General features: G+C 53.4%; 19 protein-coding genes. 7 read left to right on the forward strand and 12 right to left on the reverse strand.

Going from position 1 to position 24,041, the window contains the following annotated elements; all coding sequences use genetic code 11:
• Positions 1-561 precede the first annotated feature (561 nt).
• Genes pgmB through ACI48K_RS15670 form a run of 3 tightly spaced genes read right to left on the reverse strand, consistent with a single transcriptional unit; the run spans position 562 to position 5,834 of the window.
• On the reverse strand, positions 562-1,197 hold the full coding sequence (gene pgmB / locus ACI48K_RS15660; protein ID WP_475028550.1) for a beta-phosphoglucomutase: 636 nt from the start codon (positions 1,195-1,197) through the stop codon (positions 562-564).
• A gap of 33 nt (positions 1,198-1,230) precedes the next feature.
• Positions 1,231-3,534: a glycoside hydrolase family 65 protein gene (locus ACI48K_RS15665; protein WP_475028551.1), complete on the reverse strand. Its 2,304-nt coding sequence runs from the start codon at positions 3,532-3,534 to the stop codon at positions 1,231-1,233.
• Positions 3,531-5,834, reverse strand: a complete 2,304-nt coding sequence (locus ACI48K_RS15670; protein ID WP_475028552.1) for a glycoside hydrolase family 65 protein — start codon at positions 5,832-5,834, stop codon at positions 3,531-3,533. Before ACI48K_RS15670 ends, ACI48K_RS15665 begins: the two co-directional genes overlap by 4 nt.
• A 316-nt stretch (positions 5,835-6,150) precedes the next feature.
• On the opposite strand from ACI48K_RS15670, the gene ACI48K_RS15675 reads away from it, so the two are divergent.
• On the forward strand, positions 6,151-6,474 hold the full coding sequence (locus ACI48K_RS15675; RefSeq protein ID WP_475028553.1) for an ArsR/SmtB family transcription factor: 324 nt from the start codon (positions 6,151-6,153) through the stop codon (positions 6,472-6,474).
• A 95-nt stretch (positions 6,475-6,569) separates the two neighbouring features.
• Positions 6,570-7,571: an NADP-dependent oxidoreductase gene (locus tag ACI48K_RS15680; RefSeq protein ID WP_475028554.1), complete on the forward strand. Its 1,002-nt coding sequence runs from the start codon at positions 6,570-6,572 to the stop codon at positions 7,569-7,571.
• A 110-nt stretch (positions 7,572-7,681) separates the two neighbouring features.
• Here ACI48K_RS15680 and ACI48K_RS15685 read toward each other — a convergent pair whose 3' ends face one another.
• From ACI48K_RS15685 to ACI48K_RS15720, 8 genes are all read right to left on the reverse strand, one after another.
• Positions 7,682-8,944, reverse strand: a complete 1,263-nt coding sequence (locus tag ACI48K_RS15685) for a stalk domain-containing protein (RefSeq protein WP_475028555.1) — start codon at positions 8,942-8,944, stop codon at positions 7,682-7,684.
• A gap of 177 nt (positions 8,945-9,121) precedes the next feature.
• A complete protein-coding gene (locus ACI48K_RS15690) occupies positions 9,122-9,379 on the reverse strand; it encodes a hypothetical protein (RefSeq protein ID WP_475028556.1) in 258 nt (85 codons plus the stop codon).
• Between the two features lie 34 nt (positions 9,380-9,413).
• Positions 9,414-10,286, reverse strand: a complete 873-nt coding sequence (locus tag ACI48K_RS15695; protein ID WP_475028557.1) for an inositol monophosphatase family protein — start codon at positions 10,284-10,286, stop codon at positions 9,414-9,416.
• Positions 10,287-10,714: 428 nt separating this feature from the next.
• Positions 10,715-11,485 carry an enoyl-ACP reductase FabI gene (locus ACI48K_RS15700; RefSeq protein ID WP_475028558.1) on the reverse strand — a complete coding sequence of 257 codons (771 nt, stop codon included), beginning with the start codon at positions 11,483-11,485 and terminating at the stop codon, positions 10,715-10,717.
• 79 nt (positions 11,486-11,564) lie between these two features.
• Complete coding sequence (gene uvsE / locus ACI48K_RS15705) at positions 11,565-12,566, reverse strand: UV DNA damage repair endonuclease UvsE (protein WP_475028559.1); 1,002 nt, start codon at positions 12,564-12,566, stop codon at positions 11,565-11,567.
• Positions 12,567-12,887, reverse strand: coding sequence for a hypothetical protein (locus ACI48K_RS15710; protein ID WP_475028560.1), 321 nt, complete (start codon positions 12,885-12,887; stop codon positions 12,567-12,569).
• A 76-nt stretch (positions 12,888-12,963) separates the two neighbouring features.
• Positions 12,964-14,061: a D-alanine--D-alanine ligase gene (locus ACI48K_RS15715; protein ID WP_475028561.1), complete on the reverse strand. Its 1,098-nt coding sequence runs from the start codon at positions 14,059-14,061 to the stop codon at positions 12,964-12,966.
• A gap of 50 nt (positions 14,062-14,111) precedes the next feature.
• Entirely contained in the window at positions 14,112-15,116 is a 1,005-nt protein-coding gene (locus tag ACI48K_RS15720) for an amidase domain-containing protein (protein ID WP_475028562.1), read from the reverse strand.
• 261 nt (positions 15,117-15,377) lie between these two features.
• Here ACI48K_RS15720 and acnA point away from each other — a divergent pair, with 261 nt between their 5' ends.
• From acnA to ACI48K_RS15740, 4 genes are all read left to right on the forward strand, one after another.
• Positions 15,378-18,095 carry an aconitate hydratase AcnA gene (gene acnA, locus ACI48K_RS15725; protein WP_475028563.1) on the forward strand — a complete coding sequence of 906 codons (2,718 nt, stop codon included), beginning with the start codon at positions 15,378-15,380 and terminating at the stop codon, positions 18,093-18,095.
• Between the two features lie 633 nt (positions 18,096-18,728).
• A complete protein-coding gene (locus tag ACI48K_RS15730) occupies positions 18,729-19,121 on the forward strand; it encodes a GntR family transcriptional regulator (protein WP_475028564.1) in 393 nt (130 codons plus the stop codon).
• Between the two features lie 7 nt (positions 19,122-19,128).
• Positions 19,129-20,229 (forward strand): DUF1648 domain-containing protein, encoded by a 1,101-nt coding sequence (locus ACI48K_RS15735; RefSeq protein ID WP_475028565.1) that lies wholly within the window; start codon positions 19,129-19,131, stop codon positions 20,227-20,229.
• A 42-nt stretch (positions 20,230-20,271) separates the two neighbouring features.
• Positions 20,272-21,882, forward strand: a complete 1,611-nt coding sequence (locus tag ACI48K_RS15740; protein ID WP_475028566.1) for an alpha/beta hydrolase family protein — start codon at positions 20,272-20,274, stop codon at positions 21,880-21,882.
• Positions 21,883-21,975: 93 nt separating this feature from the next.
• On the opposite strand, the gene ACI48K_RS15745 is transcribed toward ACI48K_RS15740, so the two are convergent.
• Complete coding sequence (locus tag ACI48K_RS15745) at positions 21,976-22,722, reverse strand: IclR family transcriptional regulator (protein WP_475028567.1); 747 nt, start codon at positions 22,720-22,722, stop codon at positions 21,976-21,978.
• Positions 22,723-22,982: 260 nt separating this feature from the next.
• On the opposite strand from ACI48K_RS15745, the gene ACI48K_RS15750 reads away from it, so the two are divergent.
• On the forward strand, positions 22,983-23,990 hold the full coding sequence (locus tag ACI48K_RS15750; RefSeq protein WP_475028568.1) for an alpha/beta hydrolase: 1,008 nt from the start codon (positions 22,983-22,985) through the stop codon (positions 23,988-23,990).
• The last annotated feature ends 51 nt before the right edge of the window (positions 23,991-24,041 follow it).

Here is a 24,041-nt window from a genome sequence, read left to right on the forward strand (position 1 = left end):
GCTTGCTTAGGGCAGGTTTTGGGCTAAATAAGAGCATCTGAGTCCGTTAGACTGGCAAAAGGCCCGATTTAACGAAAATAACGACGCTGGAGTCCGTTAAAATTAATGGGCGGAGTGGACGAAGTGGGCGGGGTGTACCAACTGCACAATCAAGCCGTACGTCAAACGGGTGGTTTGCTTGAAGCCTGTTAGGCTCTTTTGCTAGGTTTGCGTCGTAATCTCATATTCCTCGACAAGAAGCTTGAGCTAGTGCCATATTGTAACTTTCCTGCTGTTAAATCGATGTTTCTCGGATCGGGTCGCTTACGTGCAATTGCAAAAAGTCCAACTATTTAGGGTGAATTTCCAAGTCACCGCTATTTAATTGCATAACCTACAGTTAAAATTGCACATTCGGCAGAGCTTGGCCAATATCGATCACTTTAGCTGTAAGTTATGCAACTATTCACTGGACCCTGTTATTTTTGTGCGAAATAATTGTACTCCATGCAGCTACCTGAAGCCACAAGGACCCCGATCATTAAGATCGGAGTCCTTGTGTTCAAAAAGTCACGCGGCCTTTTACCGAACCAACTCGTGCAGTCCGCCGACGACCCGATCGGCCGCCGCCAAAATGTCGGGGCTGCCGATGCCCACGACCCGGCAGCCGGCGGCTTTGCCGGCCTGGACGCCCGCTTCCGCGTCTTCGAAAACGACGCATTCGGAAGGCGGAAGTTCAAGTGCCAACGCCGCGGCCAGGAACACTTCGGGATCCGGCTTAGCTTTGGATACCTTCGTACCGTCGATGACCGCGTCGAACAGATCGGCAATCTCAAGGCGGGATAAAATGAATCCCGCGTTTTTGCTTGCCGAGCCAAGGGCCACCTTCACGCCCCGATTTCGCAGGGCCAGCAGATATTCCCGCGCTCCCGGCAAAATTTCCTCCGGCTGCAGCTTCGAAATGTAATCGACGTACTCTTTGTTCTTATCCTCGGCCATTTGCAGCCGCTCCGCTTCCGACACTTCGATCCCGCCGACCTCCAGCAGAATCCGCAGCGACTCCATGCGGCTGACGCCTTTCAACCGTTCATTGTGCGCTTTGGTGAACTCAAAACCGAGCCTTTGCGCCAGCGCCCGCCAAGCGAGGTAATGGTATTTGGCCGTATCGACAATCACGCCGTCGAGATCGAAGATCGCACCTTTCATCGTGTCCAGCATGGTGAATTTCTCTCCTCTATCAAAATATGCGTATTAGTATGTGGCAGCGGATTCCGTACCGGGTTTCACGTGCATCTCCCGCACATTTCCTCTGGCGTCCGCAATTAGAAACGTTATTTCCTCGCAGTTCGCAGCCGCCGGGATAATCGTGACACTGTCTTTGCCGACCCGGACCCGATATGCGTTCGAGCGAATCCTTACCGGAAATTCCACCGCCTTCCATGACACCGGAAGCGCCGGCCGGATCGTGACCGTATCCCCTCCTCCATAGCGGAGTCCCGCAAAACCAAGCACCGCGGCCATCCATGCGCCTCCGTTTGCGGCCGGATGCGTGCCCCCGATATACAAATCCCCTACGTATTGCTTGGAGTCGCCCGTCAGGTCGATGGTCGCCGTCCGCATAAAGTAAGGATATGCCCAGTCCGGGGAACCGACATCCGAGGCAACCAGCGCGTAAATGCAGGAGCTTAGGCTCGAACCATGCTCAGTGCGCGGCTCGTAATATTCCCAATTAGCCTTTTTTACTGCCTGGTCATAACGGTCCTTGAATAAATGCAGCATCAGCACCACGTCGGCCTGCTTCAGAATTTGCGTTGTCGTGGCCAGCCCGTTGCCTCCGCCGAGATATTCGTGCGGATTCAGAACTCTCGTCTTGAGCTCCGTGAGCGATACGTCTTCCAGCGCATAATACCGGTCAAACTGCTCAATCAACGAGTTATCCGCATCAGGCTGCGGAACATACAATCGATCATGCATATCTTGGATATGCTCCGGCCTGATCTCGCCGGCGGACACGAGCGCCTCGTATTTTGCCGAATCGCGGCTTGACAGAACCTTCATCGATTCCAAAGCGATGCAAAGCGCCTCTTTTACCATCATGTTCGTGAAGGCGTTGTTGTTCACCCGCTCATGGTATTCGTCCGGCCCGGTAACATCGAGAATCTCGTACCGCTGCTTGCTGGCATTGAAATACGCATACGAGTAGAAGAATCGCGCACATTCCCAAGCGACCTCCGCTCCGCCTTCCAACAAGATGCTCTCATCGCCGGTAAAGCTGTAATACTGCCAAATGCCGTACGCTACATCCGCGCTGATATGCACCTGCTTGTCGCGGAAATAAGTACGCATCGGCCGCCCGGTAAATACGTCGTTTACGTTAAACAGCGTACAGGCGTCATCGCCCGTCTCCTGGCTCTCCCAGGCGTAATAAGCGCCCTCAAAGCCGTATTCAGCCGCTTTTCTCCGCGCTCCGTCCAAAGTGTGCACGCGGTACATCATCAGATTTTTCGCGACTTCCGGCTGCGTGTACAGGAAAAACGGCAGCATAAACATTTCCGTATCCCAGAACACCGCTCCTTTGTAAACCTGTCCGGACAATCCCCGAGCCGGAATCGAAACCTTCTCCGACCGGTCCGGAGCGATGATATGCAGCTGATACATGCTGTACCGCAGGGCTAGCTGCGCTTCCTCATCGCCTTCGATCACAATGTCGGACTGGCTCCATTTGCGTTCCCACTGCGCCTTCTGCTCCCGGAGAAGCTCCACGTATCCTGCTTCCCGGGCCTCCCGGCTGAGCCGCGCCGCTTCGGCGCCGGTATCCTTCGCTTCGTCCAATCCGGTGACCACCGATACGTATTTCACGATCGTGCAGGTTACTCCGGCTTGACATGCCAGCCGGATCTCACGGTATGCGGATTTTTCCCCGAGGGTGATCGTCTGCTCCCCCAACCCGCTCCCGTTTTCGGCTGTCGCTTCTACCGTCTCCGCCACAGAAACCGGCACGTTCAATTCATGCGTCCAGCCGGTTACGATCAGGCTTTCGTCCCGCTCCCCAATTTCCAGCCGCTCCAGATGCGGCCCGTTGATATCCCATACGTCTCCGTCGATTCCCGTGCGGATCGTAATCTCACCGTCCGCCCCGCTCCGCACGGAAATCCGGCTGACAATCAGGTTCAGCCGCTCCGCGCTGCAGAAGCGTTCCGCCGTGATCGTCACCACGTTGTCTCCCGCCGTGCCGAACTTCGTCACCCGCCGGTGGACCGCATGGCGGATGTCCAGCTCCTGCACATGCTCCAGCGGCTGCTGCTCCAGAACGCTCAGCGGTGCCCCTTCCCAATACACCGTCGCGGAAAGGCCGTTAGGCGCATTAACCGGTTCGCGCCATTTATCCCCGACTTTGTCGTACAAACCTGCCAGTGTCGTGGCCGTCAATTCCTGCTTCGCAAACTCCTCCATCGTACCCCGGTACCCCAAATGCCCGTTGCCGATCATGAATTTGTTGCCGTTCGTGGCGCTCCGTCCGGAATCGAACCCTTTCTCCGCGATCGTCCAGCTCATTGCAATACCGCCTTTTGCAAAGGCACCGAGATGCCTTCCCCGCCTATGCGGCAAGTCTGTCCGTATACCGCGATTTCCACTTCGTCCCCGGATACGGCTCGGATCAAGGCGCGCTCTTTGTCAACCTCCACGGCCAGCTTCGTGCCGCGAAAGGAAATCGGGAAGCTATAGCTGTCCCAGCGGTCCGGAATACTTGGACTAAGTACGAGCTTTTCCCCATCCGAACGCATGCCGCCAAACCCGTAGACGATGTTCATCCAGGCGGCCGCGATGGAAGTCGTGTGCAAACCCTCACGCGTATTCCGGTTGTAATTGTCCAGATCAAGACGAGTCGCAAACTCGAAAAACTTGTACGCCTCATCCGCTTTGCCGATTTCCGCGGCCAGAATCGAGTGGATCGACGGCGACAGGGACGATTCGTGGATGCAGCGCGGCTCGTAGTAGTTGTAATTGGCCCGTTTTTCTGCAAGCGTGAACTCGCCGCTGTACAGGAACATGAACATCAGCACGTCGGGCTGCTTGATCATGTCGTAACGGTACAGCCGGTCATAAGACCAGTGCGAGTAAAGCGGGAACTCCGTAACCGGAATCGCATGGATATCGAGATGCGGCAGATCGAAAAATCCGTCATGCTCCTCATAAATGCCGCTCGCCGCATCTTTTGGAATCTTCATGCGGTCGGCTTTGTTTTTCCAGTCGGCCCGCTCCGCTTCCGTCAAAGCCAGGCGCTCCGTCAGCTTACAGAAATCCGTTTCGGCATCCTTTTGCATTTCGGCGATGGTCTGAAGCGTGTATTCGAACATTTTTTTCGCCATAAGGTTGATATAGCAGTTGTTGTTGACCATCAGTTGGAACTCGTCAGGGCCCATAACGCCAAAATAACCGTATTCTCCGGTCTTTTGGCCCCATTGTCCCCGGGTGGCGTAAAAACGGCTGATCTGGATCAGCATTTCGAGCCCCTTCTCGTACAGAAAGGCCTTATCGCCCGTGATATTCACGTAATGGCGCAAGCCGTAAGCCACGGCCGTGCCGACGTGAAGCTGCAGATTGGAATGCTGCCACAGATCGCAGCTTTCCGTGCCGTCGATAGTCGCGATCGGGTAAAACGCGCCTTCGCAGTCCAGCTCTTTCGCCCTTTTTAGGGCTTCCGGCAGCGATTTGTAACGGAATTCCAGCAGGCTTTTGGCCGCTTTCGGATTGTTGAAAATATAAAACGGCAAACAGTACGACTCCGTATCCCAGAACGCCAGCCCCCGGTAAGCCTCCCCGGTCAAGCCCTTCGCGCCAATGTTGAAGCCCGGGTTGTCTCCGTGATAGGTCTGATACATTTGAAAAATACAGAAGCGAATACCCTGCTGATTTTCCGGATCGCCTTCGATCGCGATGTCTGAATCGGCCCACACCCGGCTCCAGTATTTCTCCTGCGCCGCGGCGGCCTCGTCGTAACCGACCGACGTATGCTCCACCGCCAGCTTCATTCCGTAATCCCACAAGTCATCATGCCCGCGTTCAAGATCTTTTTCCGCGTAATTTACGGACAACTTATGGAATAATGTCTGTTTCCTCTGCTCCAGCTTCAGCACCAACTCCCGGCCGATAAACCGTTCGTCTTCGAACGGCTTGCTCTCAATCGCCTCTGGCGCATCGATTTTGAACCCGGAGAACAGACGGTTTTTCGTATTCGCCGTTTGCCCGAGAATTCCCGTGATGCCACTTACTTCCCCTTGCTTCAGCGCATCCCAATAACGGCGCTGCTGATCCTCGTGCAGCACCGAGAAATCCAGCCCCGACCGCACATTCACCGTGCCGGAGAAATTCAGCGGTTCGAACGTGATCCGTTGAGCCCCCAAATTCGACACTTTCATGCTGACAAAGCGCTCAAACGTGATTTTGACATCTTTTCCGTTTGCCAAGTGCCATACCAGCTCCCGGCGATAAATGCCGGTTCTGAAATCAAGCTCCCGGCGAAAACCGGAGAACCGGCTTTCCGCCAAATCCAGCGTCTCCCCGTCCAGCGTGATCCGCGTATATAGCCAATCGACCGCGTTTACCATGAACCGCAGCGATTTAATGATTCCTTTATAATGAGCCGTTACCGGGCTCTCTTCGAACAAGCCGTTGAAATAACTGCCCAACAGCGTGTCGCCGCCATAACCTTCCTCCGGATATCCCCGGACCCCCATATATTCGTTCCCCAGCGAAAAAATAGACTCTGAAACCCGGTTGCGCGCGGGGTCGAATCCTTCCTCCACAACCTTCCAAGGATCAACTGACAAATATTTGTCCGCGATTTTCGGCATGCTCCGCCCTCTCCCTATGTGTATGTTTTGGCAAATCCGTTAAGCAGCGATAAGCTGTTCTTATCCAGATTAGCCAAACCCGCGCGGGAACCAAATGTCCATGTCTCAGCACCTTATGTGCATTTATACGGAATTTGGAATGCGGAACGATCCGTGATTGGGGATGCGGCACTAGGGAGTTCTAGCCTTTCGTCGTTGCCGGCCTCTATGGAGTGGTATCCATAGTGAACTCCTCGACCTTTCGCTTGATTTTATTAAATAAATACTTATAATTATGTTTAAGCGATTAAACTAATGAACGTAAAGGACGGATCGTATGAGTCAGCAAACCGAGTATGTTCTGCAACAATTTAAAAAGTGCATCCCTCTATTCGAAGTGCTCACCGATCAAAACCGTCAAGCTATTATTATGCTGCTGGCACAGAACAAATCCGGACTTCATGTTAATGCGATATCTGGCCAAATAAATTTGTCCAGACCGGCTGTCTCTCATCATTTGAAGGTGTTGAAACAGTCCGGTTTTATTAAATCGGAAAAAAAAGGTGTAGAGAATTATTATGTTTTAACGGTCCGCGAACCGCTTGAACAAATCAAATCATTAATTGCCGACGTTGAAGCCGAGTGCAATGGATCTCAGTAATTACAGAAGACTTAAAGAGAGTACCGAAAAGAAAACTTATCATGCGCGATTGGTCGATTAGTTTAAACGAATAATCAAAATAGGAGTGAATTTAGATGAAGGCTATGATCATTGAGAAATACGGAAAAAAAGTTCCATTAGTGTTGACAGAACAACCAATACCTCATATCGGAGAACATGATGTGCTAGTGGAAATTCATGCCGCCAGCTTAAATCCTATTGATTTTAAAATCAAGGAAGGAAAAATGAAATTTCTGTTGAATTACAAGTTTCCTCTTATCTTAGGAAATGATTTCTCCGGAGTTGTAGTCAAGGTTGGCGAACGGGTGAAAACATTTAAACCCGGAGATGAAGTTTACGGGAGACCCCGCAAAAACCGAATTGGAACCTTAGCCGAATTGATTGCTGTCCATGAGGAAGATATTTGGACGAAGCCGCAGAATCTAACCTTTGAAGAGGCGGCATCGATACCGTTGATTGGACTTACGACTTACCAGGCTTTTGCTGACATATTAAATCTTCAAAAAGGTCAAAAAATATTGATCCATGCAGGTTCGGGAGGCGTAGGAACATTTGCCATCCAAATGGCCAAGCTGATGGGCGCTTTTGTTGCCACAACGGCAAGCGACAAAGGCTATGAATTGGTCAAATCGTTGGGGGCCGATCTAATTATTAATTACAAAAAGGAGAATTTTGAAGAAATGCTTGCCGGATATGACGCTGTTTTTGATACTTTGGGTGGAGCAGCCTTGGAAAAATCGTTCCGGATACTAAAACCAGGGGGACAAATCGTATCCATCTCCGGCACGCCGAACGCCAGATTTGGAAAAGAAGCAAACTTGGGTTGGATGAAAACAACCATTTTATCTATCGCTAGCCATAAGATCAAGGGTTTAGAGAAGAAGAGCCAAACGAAATATCATTTTCTTTTTATGAAACCGAGCGGAGCGCAATTGAGGGTTTTAAAGGAATTTATTGAGGAAGGTCGCCTTAAGCCCGTTATTGATAAGGTATTTCACTTGAATGATACCGGGCAAGCCTTTCAATACCTCGAAAGCGGTAGAGCCAAAGGAAAGGTAGTCATCAGGATAAAGTAATGCATCCGGATAAAATTTCAGCTCCGCTGCGCTGCGTAAAAACAAAACCCTGCCGAAAGCTCCCTTTCGGCAGGGTTTGATTCAACATCAGCCGGGTTCCAACTCCCGGTTTACATTTCGTTGATAAACACCGTCTTCGTTTTCCCGCTGTACTGCACGTCAAGCCCCAAACCTTGCACCAGCAGCGCCAAAGGAACGTAGGTTTTGGTCTCCTTGCCCACCTTGCTCAGAAAAGCCGGAGTTGCCGTGGTGCCAGCCACGCCGTCCACCGTAATTTTCTTAGAGCCAACCGGAATGGCGACGGTACGGCCTTTGTAGGTAATCGTCGCGGTGCTTGCCTTGCTGTTCCATTTGCTGTCCGCTCCGACGGCGTCCGTAATGTCTTTGATCGCAACAAAGGTCTGGCCGTTTTTCAGGATCGGCGGGTAAGGCGTTTTAAGTTCCTGTCCCTTCACTACGATAGAGACCGGAACCTTTCCCGTTTTTGCAGCCGTCTCCAGGTAGCTTCCCCATACGACTTTGGCGAACACCCCGGCAATTTCCTCGTATCCCGATTGGTTCGGGTGAATGTCACGGTCCGATAGGATATGGGTCAGGGACATTTCCCTCCCCGCAAAAGCCGAGGCAACGTGGGCCGCTTTTACATGCTTCGATTGAGCGGAGAACTCCGCCGTCAAATCGTCGACCGACTTGGTGAAAGCAGCCGCTACTTGCTGCAGTTCGGCGTACACGGCGGCTCCGGCGATTTGCGGAACCGGCTGGTACTGGTCCGCAAGGACGATTTGCGCGTCCGGATTGATCTCGGTCAGAATGCGGAGAACTTCACGCACATTGTCTCCGTAGCTTTTTAAAACATCGGCCGAACCCGCCTTCAAATCCTCCACGCTTACGTGTGCCACGTCCGGCAGCAGCTTCAGCAGATCGTTTCCGCCGATCGTGATCGTAATCAAATCCGCCTGCTCCAGCGCCGTTTTGGCTTTGCTCGTCTCCGAAGCAAACGAGGCGATTCGCGGATCCCGCAGGCCCTTCTGAATATCGTCCGGGTTCACGGATTTTCCCGCTTCAATGGCGGTTGCGTAGTTTTTCAAACCCTCGCTCGTTAGTCCCAAAATACCATAATTCGCCGCCTGGGTCCGGCCATGAAACAAACCCTGCTCCTTAAGCCGCTCTACGAACCCGTAAGGCACGCTGCTTTCGGTCATCCCCGGCTCGTAACCCGCGCTGATCGAGTCGCCGAGCGCGACGATGACATATCCCTCGGTATCTTTTTGTCCCTCGGCGGCAACATTTCCGCTAAGTCCGATAACAAGCAATAAGACCAGCATGCCAGAAACAATGGCAGCCAAATTAAACCTCAATTTCAACCTTGCCAAGCGATACCGACTCCTCTCTCCATAAAACACACAATTTTAAATAATATTATAACGTGATTATGATCTTTTTCCAGGTTTACGGGTAAAAAAAACGGGACGATTCACCTTCGCCCCATGTCTTTTGTGCTTAAAACTATGTTGTTTGCGCCGGCAGCAGCGAGAATGGCCGCGACAGCTTTAGTCCGAGTCCTTCTCCTTGCGCTCGGCCCTTTTCATGTAGTCATCGTACCGGCCGTCGATTTCCTTTGCCATGCTTCGATAGGAACGGGTTTCCTTCACGATCGGATCAAGCGTCGTTTGAATTCTGACCTCGTATCTGGGAGACAAACGCCGCTGCTCCTCTTTTCGCCGATCTTCCTCATTGCGGTATTCCCCATCGGTTCCTTCCGTCAGCATCTCACTGAGTTCACGTTCCAAATCCTTGCTGTCACTCATTTCTTGACACTCCTTCCGGCCATCGGATTATTGTTTATTGTATTCCCGTTGCATCGGCACGCTTCAGCACGCCAAGCAGTTCGTTATGAATACGACCATTGGTTGCAGCGAGATGGCGTACGCCGATTGTATAAGGGTTGCCCGCAGTATCGGTCACTATTCCTCCCGATTCCTCTACGATCAGGGCTCCTGCGGCCACATCCCAAGCGTTGAGCCCGACTTCATAATATCCGCTAAGTCGGCCTACGGCTACATATGCCAGATGGAGCGCCGCCGATCCGCCGGCGCGAATGCTGCGAACCTCGCCGGCCAACGCCGTCAGGCCCTTCATGTTCACCGGAAGCGCAAATTCCCGGTCCGGATTAAAACCAACCGCCACGATGCTGCCGGCCAAATCCTTTTCCGCGGAAACCTGCCCTTTTTTGCCGTGCAAATAAGCGCCCTTGCCTTTTTCCGCCACGAACATTTCATCCCGGATCGGATCATAAATCACGCCAATGATCACTTCGCCCTTATACGCCAGCGCAATCGATACACAGAAAAACGGGAAGCCGTGTACAAAATTCGTCGTTCCGTCGAGCGGATCCACAATCCACAGGTATTCGGAGGATCTCGCCTTCTCCAGCGCAGCGGTGGAAGCCGCCGCCCCGGGAGCCACCCCTTCCTCCCCGAGGATTTCATGATCCGGAAAGTGAGTCAATATCAGCTTGCGGATCATCGCCTCCGCGCCCTTGTCCACATCGGTCACCAAATCGTGAGGGGATACCTTGGTATTCAGTTCCGCATAAGCGCCTAGCCGGCTTTTGATCCATTCCCCCGCTTTGGACGCGCTGTTAATCGCTACGGCCGTCGGGCTTTTACTGCCTACCACATAAGGGATTTTCAAGTTCGGGTCCAATGATCTCACACTACCTTCTTATATTAATCTTGTAATGATTCTCTTTAAAAACTATACGCCCCGGAAAAAGCAAAGTTGCGTCCTTTTTCCCTATTTTCGTGCACTTAGACTCTTGATGACTATATAAATTGAACTAAGGATTATGCGTATGGAGGCAATCGTATGAAATACTCTTTCGATCGCTGTTGTTCCCGGACTTTTTTGACTCATTAAATTCGAATGGAGTAGAAATCCGGTCACAAAGGCGAACGCAAGCATATGCTCCCGATGCAGCTTTCTTTCAGAAAGCTTTTAGCTTCTGCCAGAACATTTCCCACTTTTGCCATGTTACTTTCTTTTGTTCAATTTATATAGTTTGTCCCAAATAAGCGAAAAGTTCGCGTCCGAAGCGGGAAATCCCCGCCGGATACGAACTTCTCTTTTCAAAAAACAATGGATCAGGCACCGACGATATTGTACCCGCCGTCCACGTAAATGATTTCCCCTGTAATGCCCCGGGACAAATGACTCATCAGGAACATCGCGGTGTCCCCAACCTCCGCAACCTCCGTTGTTCTGCGCAGCGGAGCTTTCTCTTCGACCTGCTTCAGGATCGAGTTGAAGTCGCTGATGCCTTTAGCGGCAAGCGTACGGATCGGTCCGGCGGAAATCGCATTGACGCGAATGTTTTGCGGCCCCAGATCGTTGGCCAAATAACGAACGGCCGATTCCAGGCCCGCTTTGGCGATGCCCATCATATTGTAATTGCGCATGACTCGCACGGAACCCATGTACGTCATCGTTGCGATACTGCCGCCTTTGGTCATGAGCGGAGAAAGACGTTTCGCTACCGCCACGAGCGAATACACGCTGATATCGTTGGCCAGCGCAAAACCATCGCGGGACGTATCGACAAAAGCTCCGGCCAAATCCTCGCCTTTGGCAAACGCGATGCTGTGCACTACGCCATGCAGCACACCAAATTCTCCGCGAAGCGTATCGGCCAGCTTGTCGATCTCTTCATCCACCGTCACGTTGCAGGGCAATACGAGCGAATTCGGAATCGTTTCCGCCAGCTTGCGCACGCGCCCTTCGACGCGCTCGCTTTCATATGTAAATGCGAGGCGCGCGCCTTGCTCCGCCAGACTTTGAGCAATTGCCCAAGCGATGCTGCGCTCGTTGGCGACGCCCATAACAATCATATTTTTTCCTGCCAAAAATTCACCCATTCAAGTACCTCCTCAAAATTACACCCTCATTTTGTACAACTTACCTTATTTTTTACCCTTTTTCAAGGGCGGGATCGATTCAGGATTTAATCCGAGCGCTTGCGCCGTCCAGAATTTCCACGCCTTCGCCGCTGTATTTCGTTAAGTCCTCCATGAGCGCAAACAGCGCTCCGTCCTTCAGCTTAGCCTCCAGCATGACATCGACCCGTTCCGTCAATCCGGCGATTTCCCGCAGGAAAGCGAGCAGCGGCCCGGCAAGAACGTGATCTGCGTGTCCGCGAGGATCGGATTCGCTCTTCGGGCTCGACGCATGGATCTTCGGCGGCAGCGGATCGTCCGCCGGAGAATCGGCTTGGGCGAAGCTTGTCCGCCAAGTGTCCAGGATCCGGGGCCACAGTTCCGCCGGCTTCTCCCCCTCGTTATTCACCCATTGGTGGTGGATGTCCAGAACCATAGGAATGCCCAGCTTCTCGCACAACGCCAGCGTTTCGGGAGCGTTGAAGGTTTTGTCGTCGTTTTCGAAGGTCAGCCGCCGTTTGATGCGATCCGGCAAAGCTTCTACATTCGCGCTGAACCGTTCCGCCGCCGAAGGCTTGTCCCCGTATGCCCCGCCGACATGGATGTTGTTTTTGGCCCGGGCGTCCAGCCCCATGGCTTCAAACATCGCGATATGATGCTCCAAATCACGCAGCGACGACTCCAGCACCTCCGGCCGTGGCGTGCTGAGCACCGTGAAATGATCGGGATGGAACGAGACGCGAACGCCGTGCTTTTTGACGTAATTCCCGACTTCGGCAAACGGCTCCCTCAGCGCTTGATAGGAATTCCATTCTCTAAGCAGTTCGTGAGTCGCAAGCGGAACCAGCTTGGACGAAAACCGGTAGACCCGGATATCGTTGCCGACGTTATGCTTCAGCAGCCGCAGCGTGTTGTGCAAGTTTTGCTCCGCGATTGTCTCCAGTCTACGAACCGCGGCGTCGCGGTCGGGCAGACTCATGAATGTCTTCAGCGTCATCGTCTTGGAAGGCGACGCGTCCGCGATCAGCGCCGACATCGCCACATAACCGAATCGTACGATCACTTAAGCATCCGCTTCCCCAAAAAACATCTCGTATGCCAGCGCGGTCTGCACCGCGGATTCCTCTTCGGTCAGCTTGCGCACCAGATCCAGCTCCACCGAGGTAACTTCTTCCCCGTTAAAGTTGATTTCGGCCACGCACGCCGTGATTTTCACGATCGCCACCGCCTTGTTATCCGGAGTATAGGCGATCACCTTCTGGCCTGTAGGAAAGACGCGTAGTCCTTCCTTCCGCATTTTCCCCCGGCCGTATTCCAAGAGCTCGAACAGTTCCTGTTCCTTTTTGAATTTGCATACCGAATTAAATTCCGTTTGAAAACCCATGACTTTTCTTCCCCCTTCAAGGTTGTTCCAATAGTTGAATAATGGATCAAGACGCCAAATCACGGGCCTCGGCGGATTAATTCACGCTATTTTCGAAATCAAGGCTTTGGCGGGCTTCATACCGTTCAAGAGCCAGTCCGATCAGCCGATCCAGCAGCGATTCATAGCTCAAACCGGTTTCGCGCCACAAGAGCGGATACATGCTGAACGGGGTAAATCCCGGCATCGTATTGACTTCATTGATCCAGATCTTATGATCGGATTTGCGCACAAAAAAATCGGCGCGGCATAATCCGCTGCCATCGATCGCCTTAAAAGCCTTCACCGCTAACTCCCGAATCTCGTCGGCAAGCTCCGCGTCGATCGGCGCCGGAATCAGCATTTGCGATTTACCGTCGAGGTATTTGGCTTGGTAGTCGTAGTATTCTCCGGAAGATACGATTTCTCCCGGTACCGAAGCTTGCGGTTCGTCATTGCCAAGCACGCCGACCTCCACTTCGCGGGCGTCGACGAACTCCTCGACGATAACCTTCACATCGAAACGGAGAGCGAAAGCTACCGAATTCAAAAGCTCATCGCGGTTTCTCGCTTTGGAGATGCCGACGCTGGATCCCAGATTCGCCGGTTTGACGAAACAGGGGTAACCCAGAATTTCTTCAACATTCTGAATCAAAGCGTGGTTGTCCCGCTCCCACTCCGAAGCCGTAAAGTAACTGTATTTGCATTGCTCAAGTCCGGCTTCATCGAACAGCTTCTTCATGATGACTTTATCCATTCCGCCCGCAGAGGCGAGTACTCCCGCCCCAACATAAGGAAGATCGGCCATTTCGAACAAACCCTGGATCGTACCGTCCTCCCCGTTTGTACCGTGCAGCAGCGGGAAAGCAACGTCAATCGCCGAAACTCCGTTCGAAAGCTTGCCGAACAAAAGGGAGATCGCTTCGGAGGTTTCCCCCGCCGCTTTCGCGAGCTTCAGTTCTTCCAAGTCGCCGAACGGAGCCGTCAGCTTGCCGCCAACTCTCCATTTCCCCTGCTTCGTAATATAAAAAGGAAGCAGTTCATATTTATCAAAGTCAAACGCTTGCGATACGGCGAAAGCCGTTTGCAGCGAAATTTCGTGTTCTCCCGATTTGCCCCCATAAATGAGCCCAACGGTTAATTTGTCCTGTCCCATGAGTAACCTCTTTTCTGTAATTTGCAAGCAACGAAGTCTGGGCCGGCTTGTCAGAACCGATCCGGAATGTGGAGAAAACGGTACACGGTTCTATCCGTCCAGGCATAAGAATCCTTGTAATCCCAGTACCGGTGTTTGCTGGGGACCGTATGGGCGTTTACCAGCGGCATGCCTCCGGCGTCAAACGCCGTTACGATGGTGCTGTGCTCAAAGGCTCCGTTTCCGTCCCAGTCATAGATGATGACGTCTCCCAACTGCAGCTGCTCAGCCCGGTCCAATAACTCCGCCCGAAGTCCCAAACGGCTCGAACTCAAATGATTCTGCAGCGCATTGGCTACCGACCAACTGTAGCTCCAGGACTCGCGCCCGCTGACATATCCCTTGTACCACCAGCCCGATTCCCTTTTTCCAGTATAGTTTATCGGGGCACCGCCTGCAAAGAGACTTTGGGAGATATAATTGGTGCAATCGACTTCAAATTCGGCGAATTCCGGATTGAATCCGTCCCACCAGCGATCCGCGTACAAAGCGGCTTCTTCCCGGCGGTAAGCGGTCCTGCGGACGGCTCCGCCGCCCAGTACTTCGCGGTTAAGGTACGGAAGCGGCGTGGTGCGTATCCGGCCGCCGTCAGCGGCAGACTCCAGAGTCGGAAGCACCAGGGCAGGGTGCCGTTCCGGCACGGGCTGAACAACCCTCGAAATGGTCCAACCCGCTCCGTCCCGCTCCAGTGTAAGCCGCTGCTTGTCGATCCGCTCCTCCTGATGCCGCGCCCCGCCTTTTTCATAGTAAATTTTTCGCAAAAGCTGAAGATCCACTTCGATTTCGCCTTCGCGGCTTTCGATCTCACGTATCAGCTTGGCCCGAGTTTCGCAGCGCAGCGGAACCGCTCCCCTGACTCGGTACCATTTCTCGAGCTTTTCTTTTCGTGCGCTGCGAATAAGCTTATACTCCAAATCCGTGACAACAGTCCCATCGTTTCGGGAACGGTAATCGACTTCGTCCTGATTTTGCTCGTTCACGTATATCGACAAAGTTTTTCTCCACTCTTCGGACATATGACCAAACCTCCTTATATGATCCTTACAAATTTATATGAGCGCCGCAGATGGAGTATGAACCAGCCGAAAACGGCGTGGAAAAGATGAGTCGCAAGCCTGCGCTGAAAGCCTATTCATCCGCGTGACAGAGCCGTGAGCGACAATTTTTAGGCGCAAAAAGTTCTTTACTCGCCGCGTCAGGAACGCTATACTTAACGTAATCGATATTTTGAAATTGTGTTTCATACAGTGAAACTAATCAAATGAGGAGGTCCTTTCATGTCTACGAACGATTTTTGGTCCGCGGCGCGCAAGCTGGAAGTCGGCGGCAAGAGCTACCGTTATTTCAGCCTGCAATCCCTGGAGGACCAAGGGCTCGGCAGCATTTCAAAGCTTCCGTTTTCCATTAAGGTGCTGCTTGAAGCCGCTGTCCGCCAATATGACGGAAGAGCCATCACCCAGGAGCATGTCAAGCAGATCGCCGGCTGGAGCGAAGGACGGGACGAAAACAAGGAGATTCCGTTTATCCCGGCGCGGATCGTTCTGCAGGATTTTACCGGCGTTCCTGTTGTGGTTGATCTGGCCGCCATGCGCGATACGGTGAAAAAAGCCGGTGGCGACCCGAAGCAAATCAATCCGCTGGTACCCGTCGATCTCGTGATCGACCACTCGGTCATGGTTGACGCTTTCGGCACGCCGGAAGCGCTCGAATACAACATGGAGGTTGAATTCGAACGCAATGAAGAACGTTACCGGTTCCTGCGCTGGGCACAAACCGCCTTCAATAATTTCCGGGCCGTGCCCCCGGCTACGGGCATCGTTCACCAGGTCAACCTCGAATATCTGGCCTCGGTAGCGGCTACAAAAACGGTGGATGGCGAAACGATCGTCTTCCCGGATTCCCTCGTCGGCACGGATTCCCATACGACGATGATCAACGGCCTTGGCGTCGTTGGCTGGGGCGTGGGCGGCATTGAGGCCGAAGCCGGCATGCTGGGGCAGCCGCTTTATTTTGTCGCACCGGAAGTCATCGGCTTCAAACTGACCGGCTGCCTGAGCGAGGGAGCAACGGCTACCGACCTTGCCCTCACGGTAACGCAAATGCTGCGCAAAAAAGGCGTCGTCGGCAAATTTGTGGAATTCTACGGTCCGGGTCTTTCGAACATCAGCTTGGCCGACCGGGCGACCGTCGCCAACATGGCGCCGGAATACGGCGCTACGGTCGGATATTTCCCGGTTGACCAAGAAACGCTGGCCTACCTGCGCAGCACGGGACGCTCCGACGAGCAGATTGCGCTTGTCGAGGCTTATTTCAAAGCTCAGGGCTTGTTCCGGGCGAACGACACGGAAGACCCGGTATTCTCCGACCTCATCGAGCTGGATCTCGCCACGGTGGTGCCAAGCCTTGCCGGACCGAAACGTCCGCAGGACCGCATTGAGCTGACCGCCATGAAGGAAAGCTTCAACAGCATCGTCCGTACGCCGGTGGACAAAGGCGGTTACGGCCTCAGCGAAGAAAAGCTCGCACAATCCGTGCCGGTAAAGCATCCGGACGGCTCGGCCAGCGAGCTCAAGGCCGGCGCCGTGGTCATCGCGGCGATTACGAGCTGCACGAACACGTCCAATCCTAGCGTGATGGTGGGCGCAGGCCTGCTCGCCAAAAAAGCGGTGGAACGCGGCCTGACGAAGCCGGGCTATGTGAAAAGCAGCTTGACGCCGGGTTCCCTCGTCGTCACCGAATATCTGCAAAAAGCCGGCCTTATCGAGCCGCTGGAGGCGCTGGGCTTCCATGTCGCCGGTTACGGCTGCGCCACCTGCATCGGCAACTCCGGCCCGCTGCCGGACGAGGTCGGCGCGGCGATCGCCGAGAACGATCTCACCGTTGCGGCCGTCCTGTCCGGCAATCGCAACTTCGAAGGACGCGTGCACGCGCAGGTCAAAGCCAACTATCTGGCTTCCCCGCCGCTTGTCGTCGCCTATGCGCTGGCCGGCACGGTCAACATCGATCTGCAAAACGATCCGATCGGATATGATCCAAACGAGCAGCCCGTCTTTTTGAAGGACATTTGGCCTTCTTCCGCGGAAATCAAGGAAGCGATCGCCGCGTCGATCAGTCCGGAAATGTTCCGCAGCAAATACGAGCATGTCTTCACGCAAAACGAGCGCTGGAACTCCATTCCGGTGCCGCAAGGCGAATTGTACGAATGGGATGAGAAATCCACATATATCCAAAATCCGCCGTTCTTCGAAAAGCTGGGCGAAGGCCTGACCGATATCGCCGATATTCGCGGCGCTCGCGTACTTGCCCTGCTTGGCGACTCCGTCACGACGGACCATATTTCGCCGGCGGGAAATATTTCGCCGAGCAGTCCGGGAGGAAAATATTTGAGCGACCATGGCGTGGAGCGCAAGGACTTCAACTCCTACGGCTCGCGCCGCGGCAACCACGAGGTGATGATGCGCGGCACGTTCGCGAACATCCGCATCCGGAATCAAGTGGCGCCCGGCACGGAGGGCGGCGTGACGAAGTACCTGCCAACGGGTGAAGTGATGTCCATCTACGACGCCTCAATGCAGTACCAAGCGAACGGGCAAAACCTCGTCGTGATCGCCGGCAAAGAGTACGGCACCGGCAGCTCCCGCGACTGGGCAGCCAAAGGTACCTACCTGCTAGGTGTCAAAGCGGTCATCGCCGAGAGCTTCGAGCGGATTCACCGCAGCAATCTCGTCGGCATGGGGGTTCTTCCGCTGCAGTTCGGCGCCGGCGGCAGTTGGAAAGTGCTTGGCATCGACGGAACCGAAACGTTCGACATCGATGGACTCAGCAATGACGTGAAGCCGGGGCAAGAGCTAACCGTAACGGCAACTCGTCAGGACGGCAGTACGTTCGAGTTCACGACGATCGCCCGTCTCGACAGCATGGTCGACGTCGATTACTACCATAACGGCGGCATTCTGCAGACTGTGCTGCGTCAGATGATTCAAGCGCACGTTTAATATTCACTTCACTCGCCTGAACAAATTGAAGAGCTGTCCCACATACGGATTCGTTCTTTCCCGGATCCGCTTGGGATAGCTCTTTTTGCGTTTGCTCCGAGTTAACGCCGATCGGTGAAACGTGCAGAAACGGGATCGTACTTCTTGCCGATCGCCATACATCTACACTCAAAAGAAGTTCCTATTGCCTGAGACACACTTTTTTAACGGGAAAAACTCCCACTATTTTGGCGCTTTACCAATTCCTCACCTCACTTAACTGGAAATCCTCCCTTTATTATCGATGAAATTTCGAGTTAACCCTTTATACGGCCAAATTAGCGGGAAAAATTCCAGTTAACTGTTTCGTTTGCAGCAAATTATTATATTTAACTGGAGGAATTCCAGCTAATTTACTACGTGCGTGATTTTATGTGTGGTCCCAGAAAGTCGAACACGACTGCATATAATTTGCGAGTGAACACGTGTCGCCCCATCGCCGCCATACAACGCTGCATCATGCATCGGGGATCTACTCGCGGTGCGAAAAGCCTGGTCTTATAAACCTCCTTCGTTTTCTACTCACACTTTACTTCGTTGAATTTATCTGTTATATTTCATGTATAACAGTTATAACAAGGAGGTGTCTTTTGGTTGATCATCAAGCTCGACATGCAGTCCGACATTCCCATTTACACGCAGTTGGTCAATCAAATCATCGAAGGTATAGCCGGTGGTCTGCTGGAACCCGGCGAACCGCTGCCCTCAGTGCGAAGCCTCGCCTCGGATATCGGTGTAAATTTGCATACAGTGAACAAAGCGTACACACTCTTGAAGCAGGACGGCTTCATTCAAGTGCACCGCCAAAGGGGAGTCGTCGTCAACCCGGACGGCATGCCGTCGGTATCGGATGAATACCTCGACAAGCAACGTAGAGAACTCAAACCGATCGTCGCCGAGGCGATCTGCCGGGGAATGGGCAAAGAAGAACTGCTCCAGGCAGTAACACGTATTTACCAGGAAATTACACAGACCGAAGGGGAGTAAAATTCTTATGCAATGGATCCTTGCCACGACGCTTGTTTTGATGTTTTTACCCGTTGCCGCTATCCTCGCGTTCATCCCTTATTTAACGAGGGAGACAGTCAGCTTCGGAGTTTCCGTCAGCGAAGAGCATTACCGCAGCGAGCCGCTTCGTAAAATGCGCAGAACCTACGCGACTGTAAGTTTGACGATATACGTGCTGCTTCTGATTCCCTGCCTCTACGCCCTTCTTCAATGGAAAACGGAGGCACAGGCGCATATCGTCGGTGCTTACGTTATCGCCATCGTGGTCGTATCATTCATCCTGAACCTGACCTTCTACTTCAGAATGAAGAAGCTTCGTTCCGGTTTGCCCGTTGCTTCGCCAGGCCAAGACGTTCTGGCCGTGGATACCAAGTTCCACCGCCAGAAACTCGTGATTTCGAACAAATGGTTCCTGATCCATTTCGCCATCATCATCGTCAGCACGGTGTTTGTGCTGGTGAATTATGATAAAATTCCCGATCCGATCGCCTTGAAGTTCGACGTTCAAGGCCATGTTGTGAGAAGCGCGGCCAAATCGTACCGGAACGTTTTGTTCCCCGGCGTAATGCAATTGATCATGACGCTGCTGTTTCTTTCCATCAACTGGAGCATCCAGAGAAGCAAGCAGCAGATCCATTCCGGAGATCCGGAGCGGTCGCTTCGGCAAAACGCCGTTTTCCGCCGGAGATGGTCCCTGTTCACCCTGCTGTCCGGGCTGGCGTTGGTTTTGATGCTTACGTTCATTCAATTCAATATGATTTATCCGCAGCGCTCGGAGATCATTTTGCTCGTCAGCGTCATCATGCCCGCTTTTGTGGTTCTTTTCGCCGCGATTTTGTCGTTCTCTACGGGGCAAGGCGGCAGTCGTATTATTCGGCCGGGCGCAGCTTCACCCGCGAGCCCGGTTAAGGACGACGCATACTGGAAGCTGGGAATGTTTTATTTCAATCCGCAGGATCCTTCCATCTTCGTGGAAAAAAGAATGGGCGTCGGCTGGACCGTTAATTTCGCCCATCCGCTGGGCTGGATCCTTCTGATCGGCATCATCGCCGTTGTTGGCGGCGCCAGTTTATTCGGACATTCATGAGTTTTTCGCATACATGAATTTATTTTTAAGGAGGAGTGAAACATGTCAAAACGCAATAAAGTCCTGTGTGCCGCGGCATCTCTATCTCTGACGCTCAGCCTTGCCCTTCCGTCCGCCTCGGCATCCGCCGCAGTCGGTGAGCAAGGCGGAAGCAATCTGGAGCCGGTCCGCGATGCCGCTCAGAAGCTCGGAGCCAGAGTTGACTGGGATCCGGTGAAGCGTACGATTACCATTACCAAAAACAGTGATACGCTGATCCTAAAGCTCGGAGATAAAGAGGCGGTCTTCAACGGAAAAAACCTGGTTCTCAGCCAGCCCGTCAGCGCCGAAGCGGGCCAGGCCATGACGGCCCCCGGCTTGATGGCCAAACTGTTTGCGGCGGCGACCCAAAGCGAAGACACCGCAGATCTGTTCATGCAGCAGCTTCGCTCCGGGAGCGGTGCCAAAGCGGCGGAATTCGTCAGCGATTCCTCGGCCTACGCATTTCCCGCCGCTCTTCTGGATCAACTCTGGAGCAACTATGAAGCCGCGTTTGGCCAAGTCACCGAACAAGTCGGAAAGGTCGAGGGTACCGACGCTCTTCACCGGAACGTGACGTATTCCTTCAAAACCTCCGGCGTACCGTTCGATATTACCGTGAGACTGAATTCCTCCGGAAAAATCGATGACCTGTATGTTGCGGCGGCCTCTTCATCCAAATACCAAAAACCGGTCTACGACAACCCGTCCGCCTACAGCGAAAAAGAGGTCGTCGTAGGGGAAGGTCCGATGGCTCTTCCGGGCACGCTCACCCTTCCCGCCGGCAAGGGTCCCTTCCCGGCCGTCGTTCTTGTGCACGGCTCCGGACCGAACGACCGCGATGAAAGCATCGAAGGCGCGAAGCCATTCCGCGATCTGGCCGTTGGCCTTGCCGCTCAAGGCATCGCCGTGCTTCGCTACGACAAGATCACCTACGAGCATTCATTCAAGGTCGCGGCCGACCCCAAGTTTACGCTGAAACGGGAAACCGTGGATGACGCGATATCCGCCGTGAAGCTGCTGAAAGAAACGGCAAATATCGATCCGTCTCGAATCTTTGTCGCCGGACATAGCCAGGGCGGGTACGCCATGCCGTTGATTGTGGACGAGGACAAAGCCGGAGATATCGCCGGAACGGTTATTATTTCCGGACCCAGCGGCAAGTTCGTCGACATTTTGTCCGAGCAATTGGATGAGCTCATCACACGCATGAAGCAGTTGGGGATTGATACCACGCCGTACGAACCGCAGGTCGCGCAATACAAGGCCATCGTCGCTATAGTGAACGATCCGCAGTATACGGTGGATCATATGCCGCCGCAGTTCCCGCTTCAACCTGCCTATTGGTGGTTCGAGCAAAAGAATTACGTCCCGGCGGAGCTGGCGAAAACACAAAAAGGCCCGCTGCTCATCCTGCAAGGCGAAAATGACTACCAAGTGCCGTTCGACCAGTTTGAAGGCTGGAAATCGGCTTTAAAAAGTCGCACGGATGTAGCTTTCAAATCGTATCCGAAGGTCAACCATTTGCTTGAAGAATACGACGGGCTTTCCGTCGGAGCGGAGTACGCCCAGCCGGCCAATGTCTCCCAAACAATCATCAACGACTTGGCAAGCTGGATCAAAAAAGCAAAATAAAAACCGTTCATGCCATTATCCATGCTTAATAAAAAACAGGCTGTTCCCTCGAGCGGATTCGAAACGCTCTTGGGTGCAGCCTGCTTATTTTCTTCAAGCGTTCATCATCATGCCCATCTCCCGGGCCGCTTCAATCAGCACCGGCCCGTATTCCTCCAGTTTCTGCCTGGTCATGCGGCTGACCGGCCCGGATACGGACAACGCGGCGGCAATTTTACCGCTATGGCCGAAAATCGGCGCAGACACGGCGGAGACCCCGGGTTCGCGCTCCTCGTAACTCGTGGCGTATCCGAACTGGCGAATTTGCTTCAGCTGAGCCGAATAAACTTCCCGGTCGACGAAGGCCGGCCATTCGGGATCGTCAAGCACGGCCTGCACAACCGCCTCGTCGGCATAAGCGACCAGCACCTTGCTCGACGCGCCGACGGACAGCGGCAGCCTTGCCCCGATCGGAGCCACCCGCCGGATCGGCTGATTGCTCTGCACGGCCTGAATGCGCAGCCGCTCGATGCCGTCGCGCAAATACAGGCTCACCGTTTCGCCAAGCCGGTCGCGCAGCCGTTCCATGAGCGGAAGGAGCAATACCGCCGGATCATCATTATGGGACAGGTGCGCCGACAACTCCCAAATTTTCAGCCCGAGACGGTATTTCTCCGTCGCCGCGTCGCGAATGACGAACCCCCGCTCCTCGAGGGTCGTCATCAGTCGGTGAACCGTGCTTTTGTGCAGCCCGATTTCGACGGCGATCTCCGTAAGTCCCAGATCGCTTCCTTTCGTAAAGCACATTAATATATCGAGGGCCCGTTCAACTGCACGGACCGTTAATTTTCGGTCTTCCATCCGGCATCACCTTTCATGGTTTCACCATACGAAACGAAGTTACAATAAATTATAGGTAAGCCGCCGATTTTCGTCAATGAAAACGCCGCTCCTCCAGCGAGAGTTTTTCCAGTTGTATTTCCATTTGACTTTGCCAACGCCCCGTCATACGATAATTTTAGGAGAATCGTCTTATTTCGACATAATCCGATATAGTTCAAGTGGAAGCAAAGATCATATAATCTAATATCCGCTTTAATCTTTTTATAGGAGGGGAGAGCATGAGCCAAGCAGGCCGAAGTGAACTTCCCTTGTCTTCCGGTTTCCAAGGCACCGAAGTTCCCTCGCTCTCGACCAGACGGATCAGTCTTAAAAACATCTTGGTCGCTTTAATGCTGTCCGTCCTTTTCTTTCTTTTGTTCTGCTTCGTTTCTTTGCACGGCTATATTGCCTGGGTGTTGTCCAATCCGACGGTGGCGCCGCTTTATTCCAACCCGAAGCTGTCCAAAAACCTGGAATACGAGAACATTGCTTTTCCTGCGGCCGACGGCAGCCGAATGATGCAGGGATGGTATATTCCCGCGGAAGATTCGGTCAAGACGATCGTGTTCAGCCATGGCTATGGCGCAAACCGGGAAGAATCCTGGATTCCGATGTACGACCTGGCCAACTTCGCGCACCGCCTCAACTTTAACGTCGTGATGTTTGACTACGGTTTCGCCGCACAGAACAGCAAAGAAGTAGCCACCGGGGGCAAAAAGGAAGCCCAGCAATTGCTCGGCGCGATCCAGGTAGCGAAACAGCGCGGCGGTCAGGAGATCGTCGTGTGGGGCTTCTCCATGGGGGCCGGCACGGCGCTGCAGGCTGCCTTGACAAGCAAAGACATCGACGGCATGATTCTCGACAGCACCTTTCTGCTGGAGCCGGATACGATGTACCACAATATCCGGCAGCACATCGATTTGCCGCGGCATCCGTCGCTGGAGATCATCGGCTTATTGCTGCCCGTGCTGAACGGCACAAGCCTGCGGCAAATTCCATACACGCAGGTCAAATCGGAGGACTATCCTTTTCCGACGCTGTTTATTCACGGCACCCAGGATGAAAAGGCGCCTTATCCGATCGCGGAGAAGCTTGCCGCCAATCAGACGAACCCTTATTCGGGAGTCTGGATCGTCAAGGGCTCCCATCATGAACTGATTTTCCGGGAGCACCCCAAAGAATATCTGCGCAAAGTCTCTCTTTTTCTCAGCAACATTAAAATAGCTTCACAAGGCACGTCCAACTGATATAAGGTCCATATCCGGAATAGCCAGGCATAAGCCAAACCTCCTCTCGAA

The organism is Paenibacillus terrisolis (assembly GCF_056171975.1).